Raw genomic sequence first — 17,493 nt, forward strand, 5'->3', positions numbered from 1 at the left:
CGGAACCTGCGACGATGAAATCCATGACCAAAGTCCCGGGCGCTCTGGCGCCTGCCGCTCGTACCCCCGGCTGGTTGCCCCGTGCCCATCCGGTGTCCTGGCAAATGCTGGGCATTACCACCCTGGCGATGCTGATGATCTCGGTGGATCGCCAGCTGCTGCCTACCGTGTTGCCGGCGATCATGCAGGAATTCGGACTGGACGCCGCCCAGGGTGGCTGGCTCAGTTCGCTGAGTTTCGTCGGTACCCTGATCGGCGCCCTGGTGGTGGGGGTGCTGGCCGACAGCGTCGGCACCGGCCACCGCCGTGCCTGGAGCTGGGTGGGGGCCTGCGCCCTGACCATAGGCTCGGCCTTCGCCACCGTCTATGCGCGTTCGCTGGGCGCCCTGCAGGTGTTGAGATTCACCATGGGCCTGGGCACCGGCGCCATGGAGCCGGTCAACATCGCCGTGGCCAGTGAATTCTGGCAAAAGGAAAATCGCGGCTTCGCCCTCGGCGTCCACCACACCGGCATGCCGCTGGGGCAATTCGTCGGTCCGGTCCTGATGGGGCTGATCCTGGCCAATGGCGACTGGCGCGCCACCTTTCTCTGGATCCCGCTGATCGGCCTGCCGATCATCCTGCTGCAACTCTACCTGGGCCGCCGGCGCAACGAGGAGCAGGTCTATGCCTGGATCCGCGAGGAGGGGCTGACCGTTCCGGTCGACACCGCCGCGCCCGTCTCGCGCAATCCGCTGACCAACCTGCGCCAGGCCTTCGCCGAGCGCAACGTGCGCCTCTGCCTGGTGATGAACTTCCTGTTTCTCTGGACCGAAATGGGCGTGGCCACCTTTCTGACCTACCAGCTCACCAGCCAGCTGGGGCTGAGCCTGGCCGAGGCCGCGGTGATCTCGGGCGCCTCGGGACTGGTGGGCTGGGCGGGACAGATCTTCTGGGGGACGCTGAGCGATCACCGTGGCCGCAAGTTCGCCCTGGGCATCCTGACCATCGGCTTCTCGGTCTGCGTCGCCCTGTGCATGTTCATCGACAGCCGCGCCATGGCCTGGACCCTGCTGCTGGCCTGGGGCCTGTTTCGCAATTCGCCCTATGTGGTGCTCTATTCGCTGGCGGTGGATTCCTCGCCGCGCGCGGCCGGCAGCGGCCTGGGGCTGCTCATCGGCGTGGGGCTGGGCCTGGCGGGCTTTCTGGTGGGGCCGGTGGCCGGTTACGTGATCGAGCATTTCGGCTGGCATTGGAGCTACGCCATGCTCGCCCTGAGCTGCCTGCTGGCGCTGATACCGCTGCGCTTCGTGGAGGAGACCCGCCATGGCGCCACCTGAGTGCCTGTTCGACCATAGGGATGAACTGGGTGAGGGCCCGGTCTGGGATGCCCGGCAGCAGCGGCTGCTGTGGGTGGATATCCTCGCCGGGCGGCTGTTGCGCGCGGCGCCCCAGCCGGCGGCCCCGGTCGACATACTGGGCTTCGGCCGACCGCTGGGTTGCGCCGTGCCCCATGTCGACGGCTCCACCTGGCTGGCCCTGAGCGATGGCGTCTGGCGCCTGGCCGCCGGTGCCTCCCAGCCGGTGCCGATCGCACAGCCGCCCCAGGCGGTCCATGGAGCGCAGCACCGCTTCAATGACGGCAAGTGCGATGCGCTCGGCCGTTTCTGGCTGGGTACCACGCTGCTCGACGAGGCACCCGGCGGCGGCCGGCTGTATCGCCTGGACCTGGATGGCCAGCTGCAGCCGATGCTCGACGGCATCACCGTGTCCAACGGCCTGGGCTGGAGTCCGGACAACCGCACCTTCTACTACATAGATTCGCCCACCCGCCGGGTACAGGCCTTCGATTTCGATCTCGCCAGCGGCGCGCTCGGCCGCGGGCGCACCCTCATCGACTTCGGCGAGCAGCCCGGCGTGCCCGATGGCCTGGCCGTGGACAGCGAGGGGGCGCTGTGGATTGCCCACTGGGACGGCTACCGCCTGAGTCGCTGGAGCGCCGAAGGCGAATTGCTCGCCTGGGTGGAGCTGCCGGTGGCGCGGGTGACCTCCTGCGCCTTCTACGGCGAGCGCCTGGAGCAGCTGCTGATCACCACCGCCCGGGTGGGCCTCGATGAGTCCGCCCGCCAGGCGCAACCCCTGGCCGGACGTCTCTTTAGCCTCGATCCCGGCGTGACCGGCCTGGCGGTGTCCGCCTGCCGCGTGCGGGTTCCAGAGCACCTCCAGGAGTCTGCATGACGCTACCCCTCGTTTCGTCCCCGCTGACCCGCATCGGCCTCATCGGCGAATGCATGGTCGAGTTGCGCAGTCAGGGGGATGGCCAGCTGGGCCAGGCCTTTGGCGGTGACACCCTCAATGCCGCCGTTTATCTGCGACGGCTGCTCGGGGATGACCCGGTGCAGGTCGATTACCTCACCGCGGTGGGCGACGACAGCCTGAGCCAGGCCATGCGCGCCCGCTGGCGCGAGGAGGGGCTGAGTGACGCGCGGGTGCGGGTGCTGCCCGGACGCCTGCCAGGCCTCTATCTGATCCAGACCGATGCCGACGGCGAGCGGCGCTTTCTCTATTGGCGCGGCGAGGCGGCGGCGCGGGAATGTTTCGACGGCGCCGAGGCCCAGCCGCTGCTGGCGGCCCTGGCGGAGTACCAGGTGCTCTATCTCAGCGGCATCAGCCTCGCGGTGTTGACCGACACCGGCCGCGAGCGGCTGCTGGAGGCGCTACGCCAGGCGCGCGCCGCCGGCACCCGCATCGTCTTCGACAACAACTACCGGCCGCGGCTGTGGCCGAACCTGCAGGCGGCGCGCACGGCCTATCGCCGGCTGTTGCACCTCACCGATGTGGCGCTGGTGACCTGGGAAGACGACGCCGCGCTGTTCGGCTTCGCCGACGAGGCGGCGCTGTTCGCCCAGTACGCCGAATGGGGCGTGGCCGAGGTGGCGCTCAAGCGCGGTGCGCGCAGCTGCCTGCTGCAGCATCGCCAGGGGCGCCAGGAGGTGGCCGGCGAAGCCGTGGCCCGGGTGGTGGACACCACCGCCGCCGGGGATTCCTTCAGCGCCGCCTACCTGGCCTGCCGCCTCCAGGGCGGGGCCCCCGAGGCGGCCGCCGCCTGGGGGCATCGCCTGGCGGCCACGGTCATCCAGCATCCCGGGGCGCTCATTCCGCGCGCGGCCATGCCGGCGCTGCCGCCCCTGATTCCCGCTCTCACTGCCCAGGCCTGAAGCCATGAAGATCACCGAAGCCCGCGTCATCGTCACCTGTCCCGGTCGTAACCTGGTCACCCTCAAGATCGTCACCGACGAAGGCCTTTATGGCCTCGGCGACGCCACCCTCAATGGCCGCGAGCTGGCGGTGGTGGCCTATCTGGAAGAGCACGTGCTGCCAGCGCTGATCGGTCGCGATGCCCATCGCATCGAAGACATCTGGCAGTACCTCTACCGGGGCGCCTACTGGCGCCGCGGACCGGTCACCATGACCGCCATCGCCGCGGTGGACGTGGCGCTCTGGGACCTCAAGGCCAAGGCCGCTGGTATGCCGCTGTACCAGTTGCTCGGCGGCAAGAGTCGCGAGCGGGTGATGGTCTATGGCCATGCCACCGGCAAGGACATCGAGAGCTGCCTGGACGAGGTCGCCCGCCATGTGGAGCAGGGCTATCGCGCGGTGCGAGTGCAGTGCGGCGTGCCGGGCATTCCCACCACCTATGGCGTGGCCAAGCGCGAAGGCGAGCGATACGAGCCGGCCGACAGCGATCTGCCGGCCGAGCACGTCTGGGACACCGCCAAGTACCTCAATCACGTACCCAAACTGTTCGCCGCGGTGCGTGAGCGCTTCGGCGACGACCTGCACCTGCTGCACGACGTGCACCACCGGCTGACGCCCATCGAGGCGGGGCGGCTGGGCAAGAGGGTCGAGGAATACAACCTGTTCTGGCTGGAGGACTGCACCCCGGCGGAAAATCAGGAGGCCTTCCGCCTGATTCGCCAGCACACCACCACGCCGCTGGCGGTGGGCGAGGTGTTCAACTCCATCCACGACTGCCGCGAGCTGATCCAGGAGCAGTTGATCGACTATATCCGCGCCACCCTGGTGCATGCCGGCGGCATCACCCACATGAGGCGCATCGCCGACCTCGCGGCGCTCTACCAGGTGCGCACCGGCTTCCATGGCGCCACCGACCTGTCGCCGGTGTGCATGGGCGCGGCGCTGCACTTCGACACCTGGGTGCCCAACTTCGGCATCCAGGAGCACATGCCCCACGAGGCGCGCATCGAGGAGGTCTTTCCCCATGCCTATCGCTTCGCGGACGGCCATTTCACCCCGGGCGAGGTGCCCGGCCACGGCGTGGACATCGATGAAGACCTCGCCGCCCGTTATCCGTACCAACGCGCCAGCCTGCCGGTGAACCGGCTGGTGGATGGCACCCTGTGGCACTGGTGAGCGAGGAATCCCGGATGAAAGCCTTTCAGGTCAGAGCACCCCACGAATTCAGCATCGAAGAGGTCGCGGTACCCACGCTGGCACCCGGCGAGGTCCGCGTCGGGGTGGCCTATGCCGGCATCTGCGGCTCGGACATGCACATCATCCATGGGCAGAACGCCTTCGTGCGCTTTCCCCGCGTCACCGGCCACGAATTCGCCGGCGTGGTGCGCGAGCTGGGCGCGGGCGTGAGCGGCCTGGCGGTGGGCGATCCGGTCTGCGTCGATCCGGTGATCGCCTGCGGCAGCTGCTATCCGTGCCGCATCGGTCGGCCCAATGTCTGCAGTCGCCTGCAGGTGCTGGGGGTGCACCGCGATGGCGGCTTCAGTGAAGAGGTCTGCGTGCCCGCGGCCAATGCCCATCGCCTGCCGCCCGGTTTGCCGCTGGCCCAGGCCGCGCTGGTCGAGCCCTACAGCATCGCCCTCAATGTGCTGGAGCGGATGCAGTTCCTGCCCGGGGATTCCCTGCTCATCTACGGCGCCGGCGTGATCGGCCTGACCCTGGTGCAGATGGCCAGGGCGCTGGGCATCGCCGATATCACCGTGACCGATGTGCTGGACGATCGCCTGGCCACCGCCCGGACCCTGGGCGCGACCCGCACCCTCAATGGCCGCGAGACCAACGTCGAGGCGGCGCTGCGCGAGGCCACCGGCGGCGAGGGCGTGCCGCTGATCGTCGACGCCGCCTGCCATCCGGCCTTGCTGCCGGAGATCGTCCGGCTGGCGTCGCCGGCCGGGCGGATCGGCCTGCTGGGCTTCAGCGCCACGCCCAGCGAGCTGGTGCAGCTGGAGATCATCAAGAAGGAACTGACCCTGGTGGGTTCGCGGCTCAACAATGGCCGCTTTCCGCGGGTCATCGAGCTGCTGGCGGCGGGCAAGCTGGATGCCGCGGCGCTGATCAGCCACCAGGTGGCCAGCCAGGAGATGCCGGGTGCCATCGAGCTGATCGAAAGGCATCCCGAGCAGACACGCAAGGTGCTGGTGCAGTGGGGTGGCAACGCCTGACAATGCGCGCTCCGCAAGGGGCGTCGCTTCGATGCCTTACCGAATAAAGACAATGAGCGGGAGGTAACAAATGGCTGGACAAGGTCGTGGACTGGTACTCGTCATGCTGTTCCTGGCGGGGGTCGTCAACTATCTGGATCGCTCGGCGCTGTCGGTGGCAGCGCCCCTGATCCAGAAGGACTTCGGGCTGGGCGCCGGGGAGATGGGGCTGCTGTTCAGCGCCTTCTTCGTCGGCTATGCGGCGTTCAACTTCATCGGCGGCTGGGCCGCCGACCGCTATGGCGCCAAGACCACGCTGCTGCTGGCCATGGTGCTCTGGTCGGCGTTCAGCGGCCTGACGGTGCTGGCCTCGGGCTTCGCCGCGCTGATCGTGATCCGGGTGTTGTTCGGCATGGCGGAGGGGCCCCTGAGCGTCTCCACCAGCAAGATGGTCAACAACTGGTACGCGCCCCACAACCGGGGTCGCACCCTGGGCCTGTCGATGTCGGGCACGCCCCTGGGCGGCGCCATCTCCGGCCCCATCGTCGGGGTGATCGCGGTGACCTACGGCTGGAAGGTGTCCTTCGTCGTCATCATGCTGATCGGCTTCGTCTGGGCGGTGGCCTGGTACCTCTGGATCAAGGACAAGCCCACCGGCCAGCTGGCCGCCGACATCGCCGCCGAGGAGCGCGCCGTGGCCGTGGTGGATACCGAGGTGCGACCGCTCAAGTACTACCTGCGCCAGCCCACGGTACTGTTCACCGCCCTGGCGTTTTTCGCCTACAACTACACCCTGTTCTTCTTCCTGACCTGGTTCCCCAGCTACCTGATCCAGGCCTACGGCCTCAATGTGAAGGACATGAGCATCGCCACGGTGATTCCCTGGGTGCTGGGCTTCATCGGCCTGGCGGTGGGCGGCTATCTGTCCGACTGGGTGTTCCGCAAGACCGGTCGCCTGATGTTTTCGCGCAAGGTGGTGCTGGTGACCTGCCTGCTGGCCTGCGCCCTGTGCATCGGCGTGGCCGGCCTGGTCAGCACCCTCTATGCCGCGGTGGCCCTGGTGGCGCTCTCGGTATTCTTCCTCTATCTGACCGGCGCCATCTACTGGGCGATCATCCAGGACACGGTGCCGGCAGCGCGGGTGGGTGGGGTGAGCGGTTTCATGCACTTCCTGGCCAACACCTCGGGCATCATCGGCCCGGCGGTGACCGGCTATCTGGTGCAATTCACTGGCGCCTTCACCAGTGCCTTCCTGCTCGCCGGCACCCTGACCGTGATCGGTTCGCTGTGCGTGGCGCGCTTCGTCAAGCCGCTGGCCGAGCGGCCGGCGGAGGCACCCGCCACGCTGGCTACCGGAGGCGTCCGATGAGCGATTTCCAACGCATTCCCTCGCGCTATCCGGCGCCGGCCATCGGCATCGTCCACCTGGGGCTGGGCGCCTTCCATCGCGCCCACCAGGCGGTCTACCTGGAGCGCAATCTGGCCCGCCACGGCGGCGGCGCCTGGGGCCTGTGCAGCGCCAACCTGAGATCGGGGCGGGCGCTGGTGGAGACCCTGAACGCCCAGCAGGGCCGCTATCACGTGGCCGAATACCGCAACCGGCGCGAAGGGGTGCTGCGCGAGATCGGTGCCCTGCGCGAGGTGCTCTACGCCGGCGACGGTGGGGCCGGGCGCGAGGCCCTGCTGGCGCGGCTGGCCGATCCCGGGGTGCGCATCGTCACCCTGACGGTGACGGAAAAGGGCTATTGCCTGAGTCCGGCCAGCGGCGCCTTGCGCCGCGACGATCCCGGCATCGTCCATGACCTGGCCGAACCGCGGGCGCCGCGCACCGCGCCGGGGCTGCTGGTGGAAGGCCTGCGCCGGCGCCGCGCGGCCGGCATCGCGCCCTTCACCGTGCTCTGCTGCGACAACATGCCGGACAACGGTCAGCGGACCCGCCAGGCGGTGGTGTCCCTCGCCGAGGCCCAGGACGCTGGGTTGGCAGCCTGGATAGCCTCTACCGTGGCCTTTCCCTGCAGCATGGTCGATCGCATCGTCCCGGCCATGGACGAGGCGGCCTTCGCGCGGCTGCGCGACCTCGGCTGCGATGACACGGCCGCCGTGGTGGGCGAGGCCTTCAGCCAGTGGGTGGTCGAGGACCGCTTTCCGCAAGGGCGCCCGGACTGGGAACGGGAAGGGGTGCAGATGGTGGCGGACGTCCGCCCCTTCGAGACCATGAAGCTGCGCCTGCTCAATGGCAGTCATACGCTGCTGGCCTATGTCGGTAGCCTGGCCGGTCACGGCACTGTGGCCGAGGCCATGGCCGACGAACGCCTGGCGGCGCTGGTGCACCGCTACATGAGTCGCGAGGCGGCGCCGACCCTGGACATGCCGGAGGGCGTGGACCTGCAGGCCTACGCCGCGGCGCTGGTCGCGCGCTTCCGTAACGACGCCCTTCAGCACCGCCTGCGGCAGATCGCCATGGACGGCTCGCAGAAGCTGCCCCAGCGCTGGCTGCTGGGTGCCCAGCGGCTTTTGGAGCAAGGCGGCGAGCTGGCCTGCACCGCGCTCGGCGTGGCGGCCTGGATTCACTATGGTGAAGGCGAGGGCGAGGCGCTGGACGATCCCCTGCGCGCCACCCTGGCCGCCTTGCCTGCTGGCGCGGCGCGGGTGGACGCCGTGCTGGCGCTGGCCGAGGTCTTTCCACCGGCCCTGGTCGCGCAACCCGTCTTTTGCGACGCGGTGCGACGGGCCCACGCGCGCATCGCCACGGCGGGTATCGCCGCGGCCATTGCCGATCTCACCGAACAAGGAGTCTGACATGGAACACACCTGGCGCTGGTTCGGCCCGCGCGATCCCATCTCCCTCGCCGACATCCGCCAGACCGGGGCCACCGGCATCGTCACGGCGCTGCACGAGATTCCCAATGGCGAGGTCTGGCCGCTGGCGGCCATCGCCGAGCGCAAGGCGCTGATCGAGGCGGCGGGACTGACCTGGTCGGTGGTGGAAAGCATCCCGGTCCACGAAGACATCAAGCGCGGCCTGGGGGGGCGCGAGCGCTATCTGGACAACTATCGACAGAGCCTGCGCAACCTCGCCCAGTGCGGTATCGACGTGGTCTGCTACAACTTCATGCCGGTGCTGGACTGGACCCGCACCCAGTTGGCCCATCGACTGCCCGACGGCGGCTGGGCGCTGAGATTCGATCAGGATGCTTTCGCCGCCTTCGATCTCTGCATCCTGCAGCGGGAGGGCGCCGAGGCCGAGTACGCCGCCGAGGAGATCGAACGCGCGCGCCGCTATCACGCCGGGCTCGACGACGCCGGGCGCGAGGAGCTGGTGCGTACCCTCATCGCCGGTCTGCCGGGCGCCGAGGAGGGCTACTCGGTCGCCGACCTGCGCACCCTGCTGGCCACCTATGCCGGCATCGACACCGCGCGGCTGCGCGAGCACCTGGCGGTCTTTCTCCAGGCCGTGGTGCCGGTGGCGGAAGAGGTGGGCATTCGTCTGGGGGTGCACCCGGACGATCCGCCGCGCCCGCTGCTGGGGCTGCCACGGGTGGTCTCCACCGCCGCCGACGCCCAGTGGCTGCTGGACGCGGTACCGAGCCCGGCCAACGGGCTGACCTTCTGTACCGGCTCCTATGGCGTGCGCGCCGACAACGACCTGGTGGCCATGGCCCGCCAATTCGCGCCGCGCATTCACTTCGTCCACCTGCGGGCGACCCGGCGCGAAGCGGATCCGCGCAGTTTCCACGAGGCCCATCACCTGGACGGCGACGTGGACATGGTCGGGGTGATCCGCGAACTGGTACGCGAGGAGCGTCGCCGTGAACGCGCAGGCGGGGCGCGGCTGCCCATGCGTCCGGACCACGGCCACCAGCTGCTGGACGACCAGGGGCGACGGACCAACCCCGGCTATTCGCTGATCGGCCGGCTCAAGGGCCTGGCGGAATTGCGCGGCGTGGAACAGGCCGTGCGGCGGCTGGAAGAGGCGCATGACTGATGCGGATCGGCGTCTCTCGGATATACCTCGTGCCGGACCCCGCCACCGGCGCGGTCAAGGCCAACCTCGAATGCTGACGTGGAGACCCCTATGGAATTGATCACCCGCAGCGGCGCCGCGGCCGCTGCCCGCGCCACCCTGCGCCTGCATCCGCAAGACGATGTACTGATCGCCCGCCAGGCGCTGGTGCCGGGCCTCGACTTGCCGGAGGAGGGCGTGCAGGTCCGCGAGCCGGTGCCGGCCGGGCACAAGGTCGCCGTGCGCGCCATCGCCGCAGGCGCGCCGGTACGCCGCTATGGCCAGATCATCGGCTTCGCCCGCGAGGCCATCGCCGCCGGCAGCCATGTGCACGTGCACAACCTGGCCATGGGCGACTTCACCCGCGAGCACGCCTTCGGGATCGAGGCCCGCGGCGCACCAGCGCCCATCGAGCGCAGCTTTCTCGGCATCGTCCGCCCGGATGGCCGGGTGGCGACCCGCAATTACATCGGCATCCTCACCTCGGTGAATTGCTCGGCCACGGTGGCCCGGGCGGTGGCCGACCATTTCCGCCGCGACGTCCATCCCGCGGCGCTGGGGCCCTATGCCAACGTCGACGGCGTGGTCGCCCTGACCCATGGTGTCGGCTGTGGCATCGATACCCAGGGCGAGGGCATGGCGGTGCTGCGCCGGACCCTGGGCGGCTATGCGTCCCATCCCAACTTCGCCGCGGTGCTGTTCATCGGCCTGGGTTGCGAAGCCAACCAGATCCCCACGCTGCTGGCCGATCAGGGCCTCAGCGAGCACGCGGGATTGCGCACCCTCAATATCCAGGACAGCGGCGGCACCACCGCCACCGTGGCCCGGGGCATCGCCGCCGTGGAAGCCTTGCTGCCCGCGGCCAATGCGGTGGCGCGCGAACCGGTCAGTGCCCGCCATCTGATCCTCGGCCTGCAGTGCGGTGGCTCGGACGGCTATTCCGGCATCAGCGCCAACCCGGCGCTGGGCCGGGCGGTGGATATGCTAGTGGCCGCCGGGGGCACCGCCATCCTCTCGGAAACCCCGGAGATCTACGGCGCCGAACACCTGCTCACCCGGCGCGCCGCCAGCCCGGCGGTGGGCGAACGCCTGGTGGAGCGCATCCGCTGGTGGGAAGACTATTGCGCCCGCTTCGGCGCCAGCCTGGACAACAACCCCTCGGCGGGCAACAAGGCGGGTGGCCTGACCACCATCCTGGAAAAATCCCTCGGCGCGGTGATCAAGGCCGGCTCCACCGATCTCATGGCGGTCTATGGCTACGCCGAGCCGGTGCGCAGCCCGGGCCTGGTGTTCATGGACACCCCCGGCTACGACCCTGTCTCGGCCACCGGCCAGGTGGCGGGAGGGGCCAACCTCATCGCCTTCACCACCGGCCGGGGTTCGGCCTATGGCTGTGCGCCGACGCCGTCGCTGAAGATCGCCACCAACACCCGCCTCTGGGAAAGCCAGCGCGACGACATGGACGTGGATTGCGGCGGCCTGGTCGACGGCAGCACCACCCTGGAAGAGCGCGGCGCCTTCATCTTCGAACGGTTGCTGGCACTGGCGTCGGGGGAGCGTAGCCGCAGCGAGTTGCACGGCTACGGGCAGAACGAATTCGTCCCCTGGCAACTGGGCGCCACCACCTGAGCCCGAGCTTGCGGGAGGGGGACAGCCTCGCCGCCGGTGCCTCGTTCAGCTGTCCTGGCGCCGGCCATACAGCAGGGCGTAGAGCACCGGGATCAGCCCCAGGGTCACCAGGGTGCCCAGCGCCAGGCCGCCGATCATGCTGATGGCCATGCCGGTCCACAGCGGACCGGCAAAGAGCATCAGCGGGATGAGGCCGAGGACGCAGGTGAGCTTGGTCATGATGATCGGCCGCAGGCGCTCGCCGGCGGCGTCGAGCAGCGCCGGGACGAGGGGCTTGCCGGCCTGCCTTTCGGCTTCTATGCGTTCGAGCAGCAAGACCGCGTTGTTGACGATGATGCCGGCCAGGGACAGCAGGCCGAAGGTGGCCATGAAGCCGAAGGGATGGCCGCTCAGCCACAGCGCCAGGGCCACGCCGATGAGGATGAAGGGGATGCTGGCGACGATGATCAGCACCTTGCGCCAGGAATCGAATTGCCAGAGGAACAGCAACAGCATGGCCACGGCGGCCAGCGGCAGATAGCGCAGCAGGGCGTCGTTGGCGGCGGCGGAATCTTCGCTCTCGCCGCCCAGCTCCAGGCGGTAACCGGGCGGCAGCTGCAGGGTGGGCAACTGGGGCGCGAGGGTGGCGACCAGGGTGGCGGCGGTCATGCCGGGATTGCGCGCGCTGAGCGTGAGGGTGCGCTGCAGGTTGCGCCTGACCTTGACCCCGGCCTCGCTGGCCAGCTCGATCCGGGCCACCGCCGCCAGCGGTAGCGGCGTGGCGCCGCCCTGGGGATAGACCAGCAGGGTGCTCGGATCCCTACCGCGGGGCGTGCTGCGCGCCGCGATCTCGACCGGATACTGGCCGTCGCGCAGCTGGGCGCCGCTCAGGCCGTCGCCGGCCAGTTGCAGCGCCTGGGCCAGGTCGCGCCGGTCGAGTCCGGCGGCGCGGGCCCGGGCCGGGTCGACCTCGACCTGGTAGCGCAGCAGGCGCGGACCCCAGTCGTCCTGGATGTCGCGGGTCCCGGGGACGGCGGCGAGCAGGTCGGCGAGGTTGGCACCCAGCTGACGCAGGACCGTCTCGTCCGGACCGCTCAGGCGATAGACCGCCAGGCCGCTTTCGGTGGTGCCCAGGGAAAAGCGCTTGGGTTGGGCGCGCACCTCGGGATAGGCCCGGGTCAGCTGCTCGCCGACCCGGGCCATGACTTGGGCGAGATCGGCGTCCGGGCGGGTGGTGACGGTGAAATAGGCGACATCGGGACCGGGCAGCGGCGGATTCAGGCCCAGCACGATGCGTGGTCCGCCCTCGGCGACGTAGCCGATGCTCTCGACGATATCGGCATCCTCGCCCAGCCAGCGGCTGAAGCCCTGCATGAGTTCCAGGGTGCGCTGGGCCGAGGTGCCCGGTTCCAGCTGCAGGGGGATCTGGAACTGGTTGCGATCCGAGGGCGGCAGGAAGTCGTATGGCAGGCTGAGCACCTTGAGGGTGGCCAGGGCCAGCAGCCCGAGCATGGCCAGCAGATAGGCCAGCCGATGCCGCAGCAGGACCTCCAGCAGGCGGCGATAGCCGCGGTGCAGGGCGCTGTCGGTGCTGCTACCGCTATGGCTGGGGTCCGGCACCAGGCGCAGGCAGAGCAGCGGTGTCACCGTCAGGCTCAGCGCCCAGGAGCCCAGCAGGGTCAGCGCCAGCACCACGGCCAGGGACCTCAGGTATTCATTGGTGCTGGTCTGGCCGAGAAAGAAGGGCGAGAAGGCCAGGATGATCACCAGCGAGGAGGTCAGCAGCGGGATGGCCAGGGTCCGGCCGGCGGCTGCGCAGGCGGCGCGGCGCTCTTCGCCCGCGCGCAGGCGCCGTTCGATGTCCTCGGCGATGACGATGCCGTTGTCCACCAGCAGCCCCAGGGCCAGGATCAGCGCGGCGATGGACACCGTCTGCAATTCGATGCCCAGGGCGCGTATGACCAGCAGGGTCGCCAGCACCGTGAGCGGGACGATGGCGCCGACGATCAGCCCCAGGCGCCAGCCCAGGAACAGCATGACCACGGCCATGACGATCACCATGGTTTCCATCAGCACGTGCTGCATGCGCGCCATGGCGTGGTGCACCACCTCGGCCTGGAAGGTCACCCGATGCAGGGCGAAGCCGGTGGGCAGGGTGGTCGCCAACTCCTCCAGCCGGTCGTGCAGCGCGGCGCCGAAGGCTTCGACGTTGCGGCCCGGGGTCATGGCGATGCCCAGCACCAGGGCGCGTTCGCCTCGATAGAAGGCGGCGCTGCGTACTGGCTGCTCGGGCTCGACCTGCACCTGGGCCAGCTCGGCCAGGGGCACGGCGCGGCCTTCACCCAGCCGGATCGGCACGGCGCGCAGCGCGGCGGGATCGGCCAGTTCGCCGCTGATGGCCAGGCTGAGGACGCGTTCTCCCGCGCGCAGGCTGCCGCCGCTGACCAGTTCGTTACGGGTGCGCAATTGCGCCAGTAGCGCCTGGGGCGACAGGCCCAGGCGGGCCAGCGCCGTGGCGTCCAGGGTCAGGACGACGCGCTCGTCCCGCAGGCCATAGAGGGCGATACGGTCGACCCCGGGCAGGCCATAGAGGGCGCGGCGCAGGCCTTCCACCTCGCGGCGCAGTTCGCTCGGTGAAAAGCCGGGCGCGGTCACGGCGATGGACGCCACCGCCACTCGACCGAAATCATCGTCCACCCGCGGGCCCTGGGTGCCTTCGGGCAGGCCCGGAGCCACCTCGGCGACCTTGTTGCGGACGCGCTGCCAGAGCGCCGGCAGATCCTTGATCTCGTCCCGGGCGGTGAGCTGGATGATGGCCTGCCCGGGTCTCAGGGTGGTCACCAGGGTCTTGAGTTCAGGCAATTCGCGCAGCCGGTCTTCCAGCGGCTTGGCCAGCAGCTCCTCCACCCGGTCGCTGGGCAGGCCGGGCAGGGCGACGCTGACCAGGGCGTCGCGCACGGTCACGCTGGGTTCTTCCTGGGACGGAAAGCCGAGAAAGGCGTAGATCCCGCCCAGCAACAGGGCCAGGGCGATGCAAAGCACCAGGCGACCCCGGCGCAGGGCGAAAGCGGTCAGGGACATGGCCTACTCTCCCGTGAGCACGGTGCTGGGCTGATAGGGCAGCACATGCTCGCCGGCGCGCAGAAAGGCAGCGCCGGCCACCACGATCTGCTCGCCCTCGGCGAGACCGCTGGCGATCAGCGCCTGGTCCTGCCGCAGGGCCGCCACCGTGACCGGGCGCGGCTTCACCTGCTGGGTCTCCGGCTGGTAGACGAAGACCTGACCCGCGGTGCCGCGCTGTCCGGGCAGCAGCGCCCCCAGGGGTACGGCCAGCTGCGCCTGGGCCGGCAGCGGCAGGCGCACGTCCAGCAGACTGCCGCTGGGCAGGGCCGGCGCCTCGCTGCCAAGGGCGAAGACCGCTTCCTGTAGCAGGCCCTGCTCGGCACGCGGCGAAAGACCGATCAGCCGGAGCGCCAGGGGCGCGCCGTCGCGCGTGGCATAGGCCTTCGCCTGGGCGCCCGGTGTCAGCCCCTGGGCCAGGGCGGCTGGCACCTGCACCACCACCTGGCGTTCACCCTCGGCCTGCAATCCGAGCAGGGTCTCGCCCGCGCCCAGTAGCCGCAGCGGCTCCGGCACGCGCAGGATGATCTGGCCCGCGAAGGGCGCCACCAGCCGGGTCTGGGCCAGGGCGCGGCGCGCCAGCGCCAGCTCCGCCTCGGCGCCCCGTTGCTGCGCCTGGGCTGCGCCCAGGGCGGCATCGGCGCCTTCCAGCTCGGCCTTGGCCAGGTTGCCCTCGGCGAACAGCTGCCGTGCCCGTCGCTGCCCGGCGCGGCGCTGATCCAGCTCCACCCGGGCAGCCTGCACCCGGGCGCTGGCCTGGTCGAGGCGCAGACGCGCCGACTCGCCATCCTGCTCGGCGAGCACCTGACCGGCCGCAACCTGGGCGCCCACGTCCACGGCCACCCGCAGCACCCGCCCGCCATTCTCGAAGGCCAGCGCCGTACTGCGCGGCTGGCGCACCAGGCCGGGCAGCAGCGGCGCCTGGGCCGTCAGCCGGGCGACCGGCGCGAGCTTGACGGTGCGCAGGGGCACCGGACCGGGGCGTTCATCCGGTGAGCAGCCGCCCAGCAGGGGGAGCAGCAAGAGGAGTGTGAGGGCGGAGGTCAGGCGCGGGCCGGGCATGGCGGGCTCCAGGATCAGAAGCTGTAGGTCAGGGCGACTTGGGTGGTGGTGGCGGTGGCGCGCTGCCGCAGCGGGCTGTCGCGTGCCTGGTCGCCGTAATAGGTGGTGGTCAGGGTCGCCACCGAACTCCAGTGCGGATCGAAGGTGTGCAACCAGTTCAGCGCGACGGAATAGGCATAGATGCCCTGGTCGAGACGCGCCGGGGCGAAGCCGCTGGCGGCGCTCTGGGCGGCGGTGACGCCGAAATAGGTCTGGTTGAAGCGGCGGTCGCCGGCATGGGCGTCGAGATCCAGCGCCAGGGTGTCCTGGTCGGTGTGCAGGCCAATGGCTTCCATTCCCAGGCGATAGCGAGTGCCGCGCTGGGCCCCGGCCAGCCGCCATTCGCCCTCGGCGTTGAGACTGAGCCAGGGCGCCAGGGCCTGGCTCAGGGTGAGGTCCAGCACCGTGGATCCGTCGACCTCGCCCATCCCCCGCAGCCGGTCGGCGCCTGGCCGCGAGGCGTTTTCGCGGTCATCGCGGCCGACGTCGTAGTTCAGGGCGCCGCTGAGGGTCAGCCCCTGGGCCGACTGCCATTGCAGGCCGAGGCCACGACTGGTGTCGGCAAAGAAGGGGCCGCGCTGGACCACCACCAGGGGCAGCAGCTGCGGCCGATAGTCGGCCGAACCCAGGTAGCGACTGACCGCGCCGGCCACCAGGCCGAGGCTGACATCGGTGTGGTCGCCCCAGGGCGAGGCGTCGGCCGCCTGGCCGGCCAGGGGCGTCAGGCAGAGCAGCAGCGGCAGCAGGGGGGTGCGGGTCATGGCAGGTCCTCTCAGGTGGCGGAAGGGTGGTCCAGGCCGTGCAGGGCGCGGTGCAGGCGCAGGCGATTGAGGCGCAGCGCCTGCTCGGTCTGGCGCAGCGTCTCGCCGGCGCGTAGGTCGTCGAGACCGGCCTGCAGACTGGCGCCGGGATCGCCAGCCCCGGCCTGCCACTGGTGCGCCAGGCGCTGGCGGCGCTGGTGGCTCAGTTGCAGCTGGGCGTCCAGGGTCTGGCGCTGCGCGAGCAGCAGGCGGCGCTCTTCCAGGCCGTCGGCCAGTTCGCGAAAGGCGTCCTGCAGGGTGCGTTCGTAGGCGGCCAGGGCCAGGTCGCGAGCAGCCTTGGCCGCATCCAGATTGGCGCTGTTGCGCCCGCCGTCGAACAGCGGCAGGGACAGCGACGGCGTCAGCAGGCGCAGGCCATGGCCGGCGCTGAACAGATCCTGCAATTGCGGACTCGCCAGACCCACCGCGGTGCTCAGGCGGATGCTCGGGAAAAAGGTGGCGCGGGCCGCGCCGATGCTGGCGTTGGCCGCCTGCAGACGTTCCTCGGCGGCGCGCACGTCGAGACGCTCCAGCAGGCGGCTGGAGGGCAGGTCGGCCAGCTCGCCGGGCAGCTCCGGCGGAGGACCGGCGAGGGCAGGCGCAGCGCCGGGCGAGGGCGCCAGCCGGTAGCCGGTGACCCAGGCCAGCGCCCCATAGGCCTGGGTGCGCTGACTCAGCCGCTGCTGCAGCTGCTGGCGCGCCTCGAGAACGGCCTGGGTCAGGGGCTCCAGCGCGGCCGGAGCCAGGTCGCCGGCGGCGATGCGCGCCTGGGTCCGCTGCGCCAGCTGGTCGCTGAGCGCGGCCATCGCCTGGGCGCTGGCGACCTGGGCATCGGCCTCGCGGGCCAGCAGGAAGAGGCGCGCCACCTCGACCACCAGGGCGCCGCGCGCGGCCTGCTGACCATAGGCACTGGCCAGCAGCTGGTGGCGGGCTTCCTCACCCAGACTGGCCACGCGGCCGAAGAAATCCAGTTCGAAGGCGTCCACGCCCAGGGTGGCGGTGGCCAGGTCCTGCTGGTAGCGCTCGTCCAGCGCCTGATCGGCGAAGCGCTGACGCGGACGCTGCACCGCCAGGCCCAGGGTGGGCCAGCGCTCGGCCTGGCGGGCTCCCAGTTGCGCCCGCGCCTGCTCGACCCTGAGCTGGGTTATCCGGTAGTCTCGATTGCCCGCCAGCGCCTGGCTCGCCAGCGTTGGCAGGAGGGCTTCAGCGCTGACCGCGGCCAGCAGTTGGCGCTCCTCCGGACTGAGGTCGACGACCGCCGCGAGCGCCGCATCCTGCCGTTGCCACTGCCCCAGATGCGCGGGCACCGGCAGTGCCGGCCGCTGGTAGTCGGGAATCAGTGAGCAACCGCTGAGGCCCAGCAGGCTGATCAGCAGCAGCGGGCAGGTGACGGAAGCGGCGAGTGAAGGCATGGCAGGCAGACCCG

The 17,493-nt window shown here is 70.3% G+C and carries 13 protein-coding genes; 9 read left to right on the forward strand and 4 right to left on the reverse strand.

Going from position 1 to position 17,493, the window contains the following annotated elements; translation table 11 throughout:
• Nucleotides 1-23 precede the first annotated feature (23 nt).
• The 9 genes from OMP44_RS04445 (at nt 24) to OMP44_RS04485 (ending at nt 11,067) form a co-directional block, all read left to right on the forward strand.
• Nucleotides 24-1,319 (forward strand): MFS transporter, encoded by a 1,296-nt coding sequence (locus OMP44_RS04445; protein ID WP_273862130.1) that lies wholly within the window; start codon nt 24-26, stop codon nt 1,317-1,319.
• The gene (locus tag OMP44_RS04450; protein ID WP_280306696.1) at nt 1,306-2,217 is read left to right on the forward strand and encodes an SMP-30/gluconolactonase/LRE family protein; all 912 of its coding nucleotides are present in this window, start codon (nt 1,306-1,308) and stop codon (nt 2,215-2,217) included. Before OMP44_RS04445 ends, OMP44_RS04450 begins: the two co-directional genes overlap by 14 nt.
• Nucleotides 2,214-3,197 (forward strand): sugar kinase, encoded by a 984-nt coding sequence (locus OMP44_RS04455; RefSeq protein ID WP_280306697.1) that lies wholly within the window; start codon nt 2,214-2,216, stop codon nt 3,195-3,197. The genes OMP44_RS04450 and OMP44_RS04455 overlap by 4 nt, the downstream gene beginning before the upstream one ends.
• Before the next feature lie 4 nt (nt 3,198-3,201).
• On the forward strand, nt 3,202-4,413 hold the full coding sequence (gene manD, locus OMP44_RS04460; RefSeq protein WP_187979509.1) for a D-mannonate dehydratase ManD: 1,212 nt from the start codon (nt 3,202-3,204) through the stop codon (nt 4,411-4,413).
• A 14-nt stretch (nt 4,414-4,427) separates the two neighbouring features.
• Nucleotides 4,428-5,456 (forward strand): Zn-dependent oxidoreductase, encoded by a 1,029-nt coding sequence (locus OMP44_RS04465; protein WP_280306698.1) that lies wholly within the window; start codon nt 4,428-4,430, stop codon nt 5,454-5,456.
• A gap of 70 nt (nt 5,457-5,526) precedes the next feature.
• The gene (locus tag OMP44_RS04470) at nt 5,527-6,804 is read left to right on the forward strand and encodes an MFS transporter (RefSeq protein WP_133860844.1); all 1,278 of its coding nucleotides are present in this window, start codon (nt 5,527-5,529) and stop codon (nt 6,802-6,804) included.
• A complete protein-coding gene (locus OMP44_RS04475; protein ID WP_280306700.1) occupies nt 6,801-8,234 on the forward strand; it encodes a mannitol dehydrogenase family protein in 1,434 nt (477 codons plus the stop codon). Before OMP44_RS04470 ends, OMP44_RS04475 begins: the two co-directional genes overlap by 4 nt.
• Nucleotide 8,235: 1 nt before the next feature.
• Nucleotides 8,236-9,420 (forward strand): mannonate dehydratase, encoded by a 1,185-nt coding sequence (gene uxuA / locus OMP44_RS04480; protein ID WP_280306701.1) that lies wholly within the window; start codon nt 8,236-8,238, stop codon nt 9,418-9,420.
• 90 nt (nt 9,421-9,510) lie between these two features.
• The gene (locus OMP44_RS04485; RefSeq protein ID WP_280306703.1) at nt 9,511-11,067 is read left to right on the forward strand and encodes a UxaA family hydrolase; all 1,557 of its coding nucleotides are present in this window, start codon (nt 9,511-9,513) and stop codon (nt 11,065-11,067) included.
• A 45-nt stretch (nt 11,068-11,112) separates the two neighbouring features.
• On the opposite strand, the gene OMP44_RS04490 is transcribed toward OMP44_RS04485, so the two are convergent.
• From OMP44_RS04490 to OMP44_RS04505, 4 genes are read right to left on the reverse strand one after another with little or no spacing between them, the layout of a single operon-like run.
• A complete protein-coding gene (locus tag OMP44_RS04490) occupies nt 11,113-14,127 on the reverse strand; it encodes an efflux RND transporter permease subunit (protein ID WP_280306705.1) in 3,015 nt (1,004 codons plus the stop codon).
• 3 nt (nt 14,128-14,130) lie between these two features.
• On the reverse strand, nt 14,131-15,228 hold the full coding sequence (locus OMP44_RS04495) for an efflux RND transporter periplasmic adaptor subunit (RefSeq protein WP_280306707.1): 1,098 nt from the start codon (nt 15,226-15,228) through the stop codon (nt 14,131-14,133).
• A gap of 14 nt (nt 15,229-15,242) precedes the next feature.
• Nucleotides 15,243-16,028, reverse strand: coding sequence for a MipA/OmpV family protein (locus tag OMP44_RS04500; protein WP_280306708.1), 786 nt, complete (start codon nt 16,026-16,028; stop codon nt 15,243-15,245).
• 11 nt (nt 16,029-16,039) lie between these two features.
• On the reverse strand, nt 16,040-17,479 hold the full coding sequence (locus OMP44_RS04505; RefSeq protein WP_280306710.1) for an efflux transporter outer membrane subunit: 1,440 nt from the start codon (nt 17,477-17,479) through the stop codon (nt 16,040-16,042).
• Between the last annotated feature and the right edge of the window lie 14 nt (nt 17,480-17,493).

This window comes from Pseudomonas flavocrustae (genome assembly GCF_029872515.1).
GTDB lineage: Bacteria > Pseudomonadota > Gammaproteobacteria > Pseudomonadales > Pseudomonadaceae > Chryseomonas > Chryseomonas aestiva.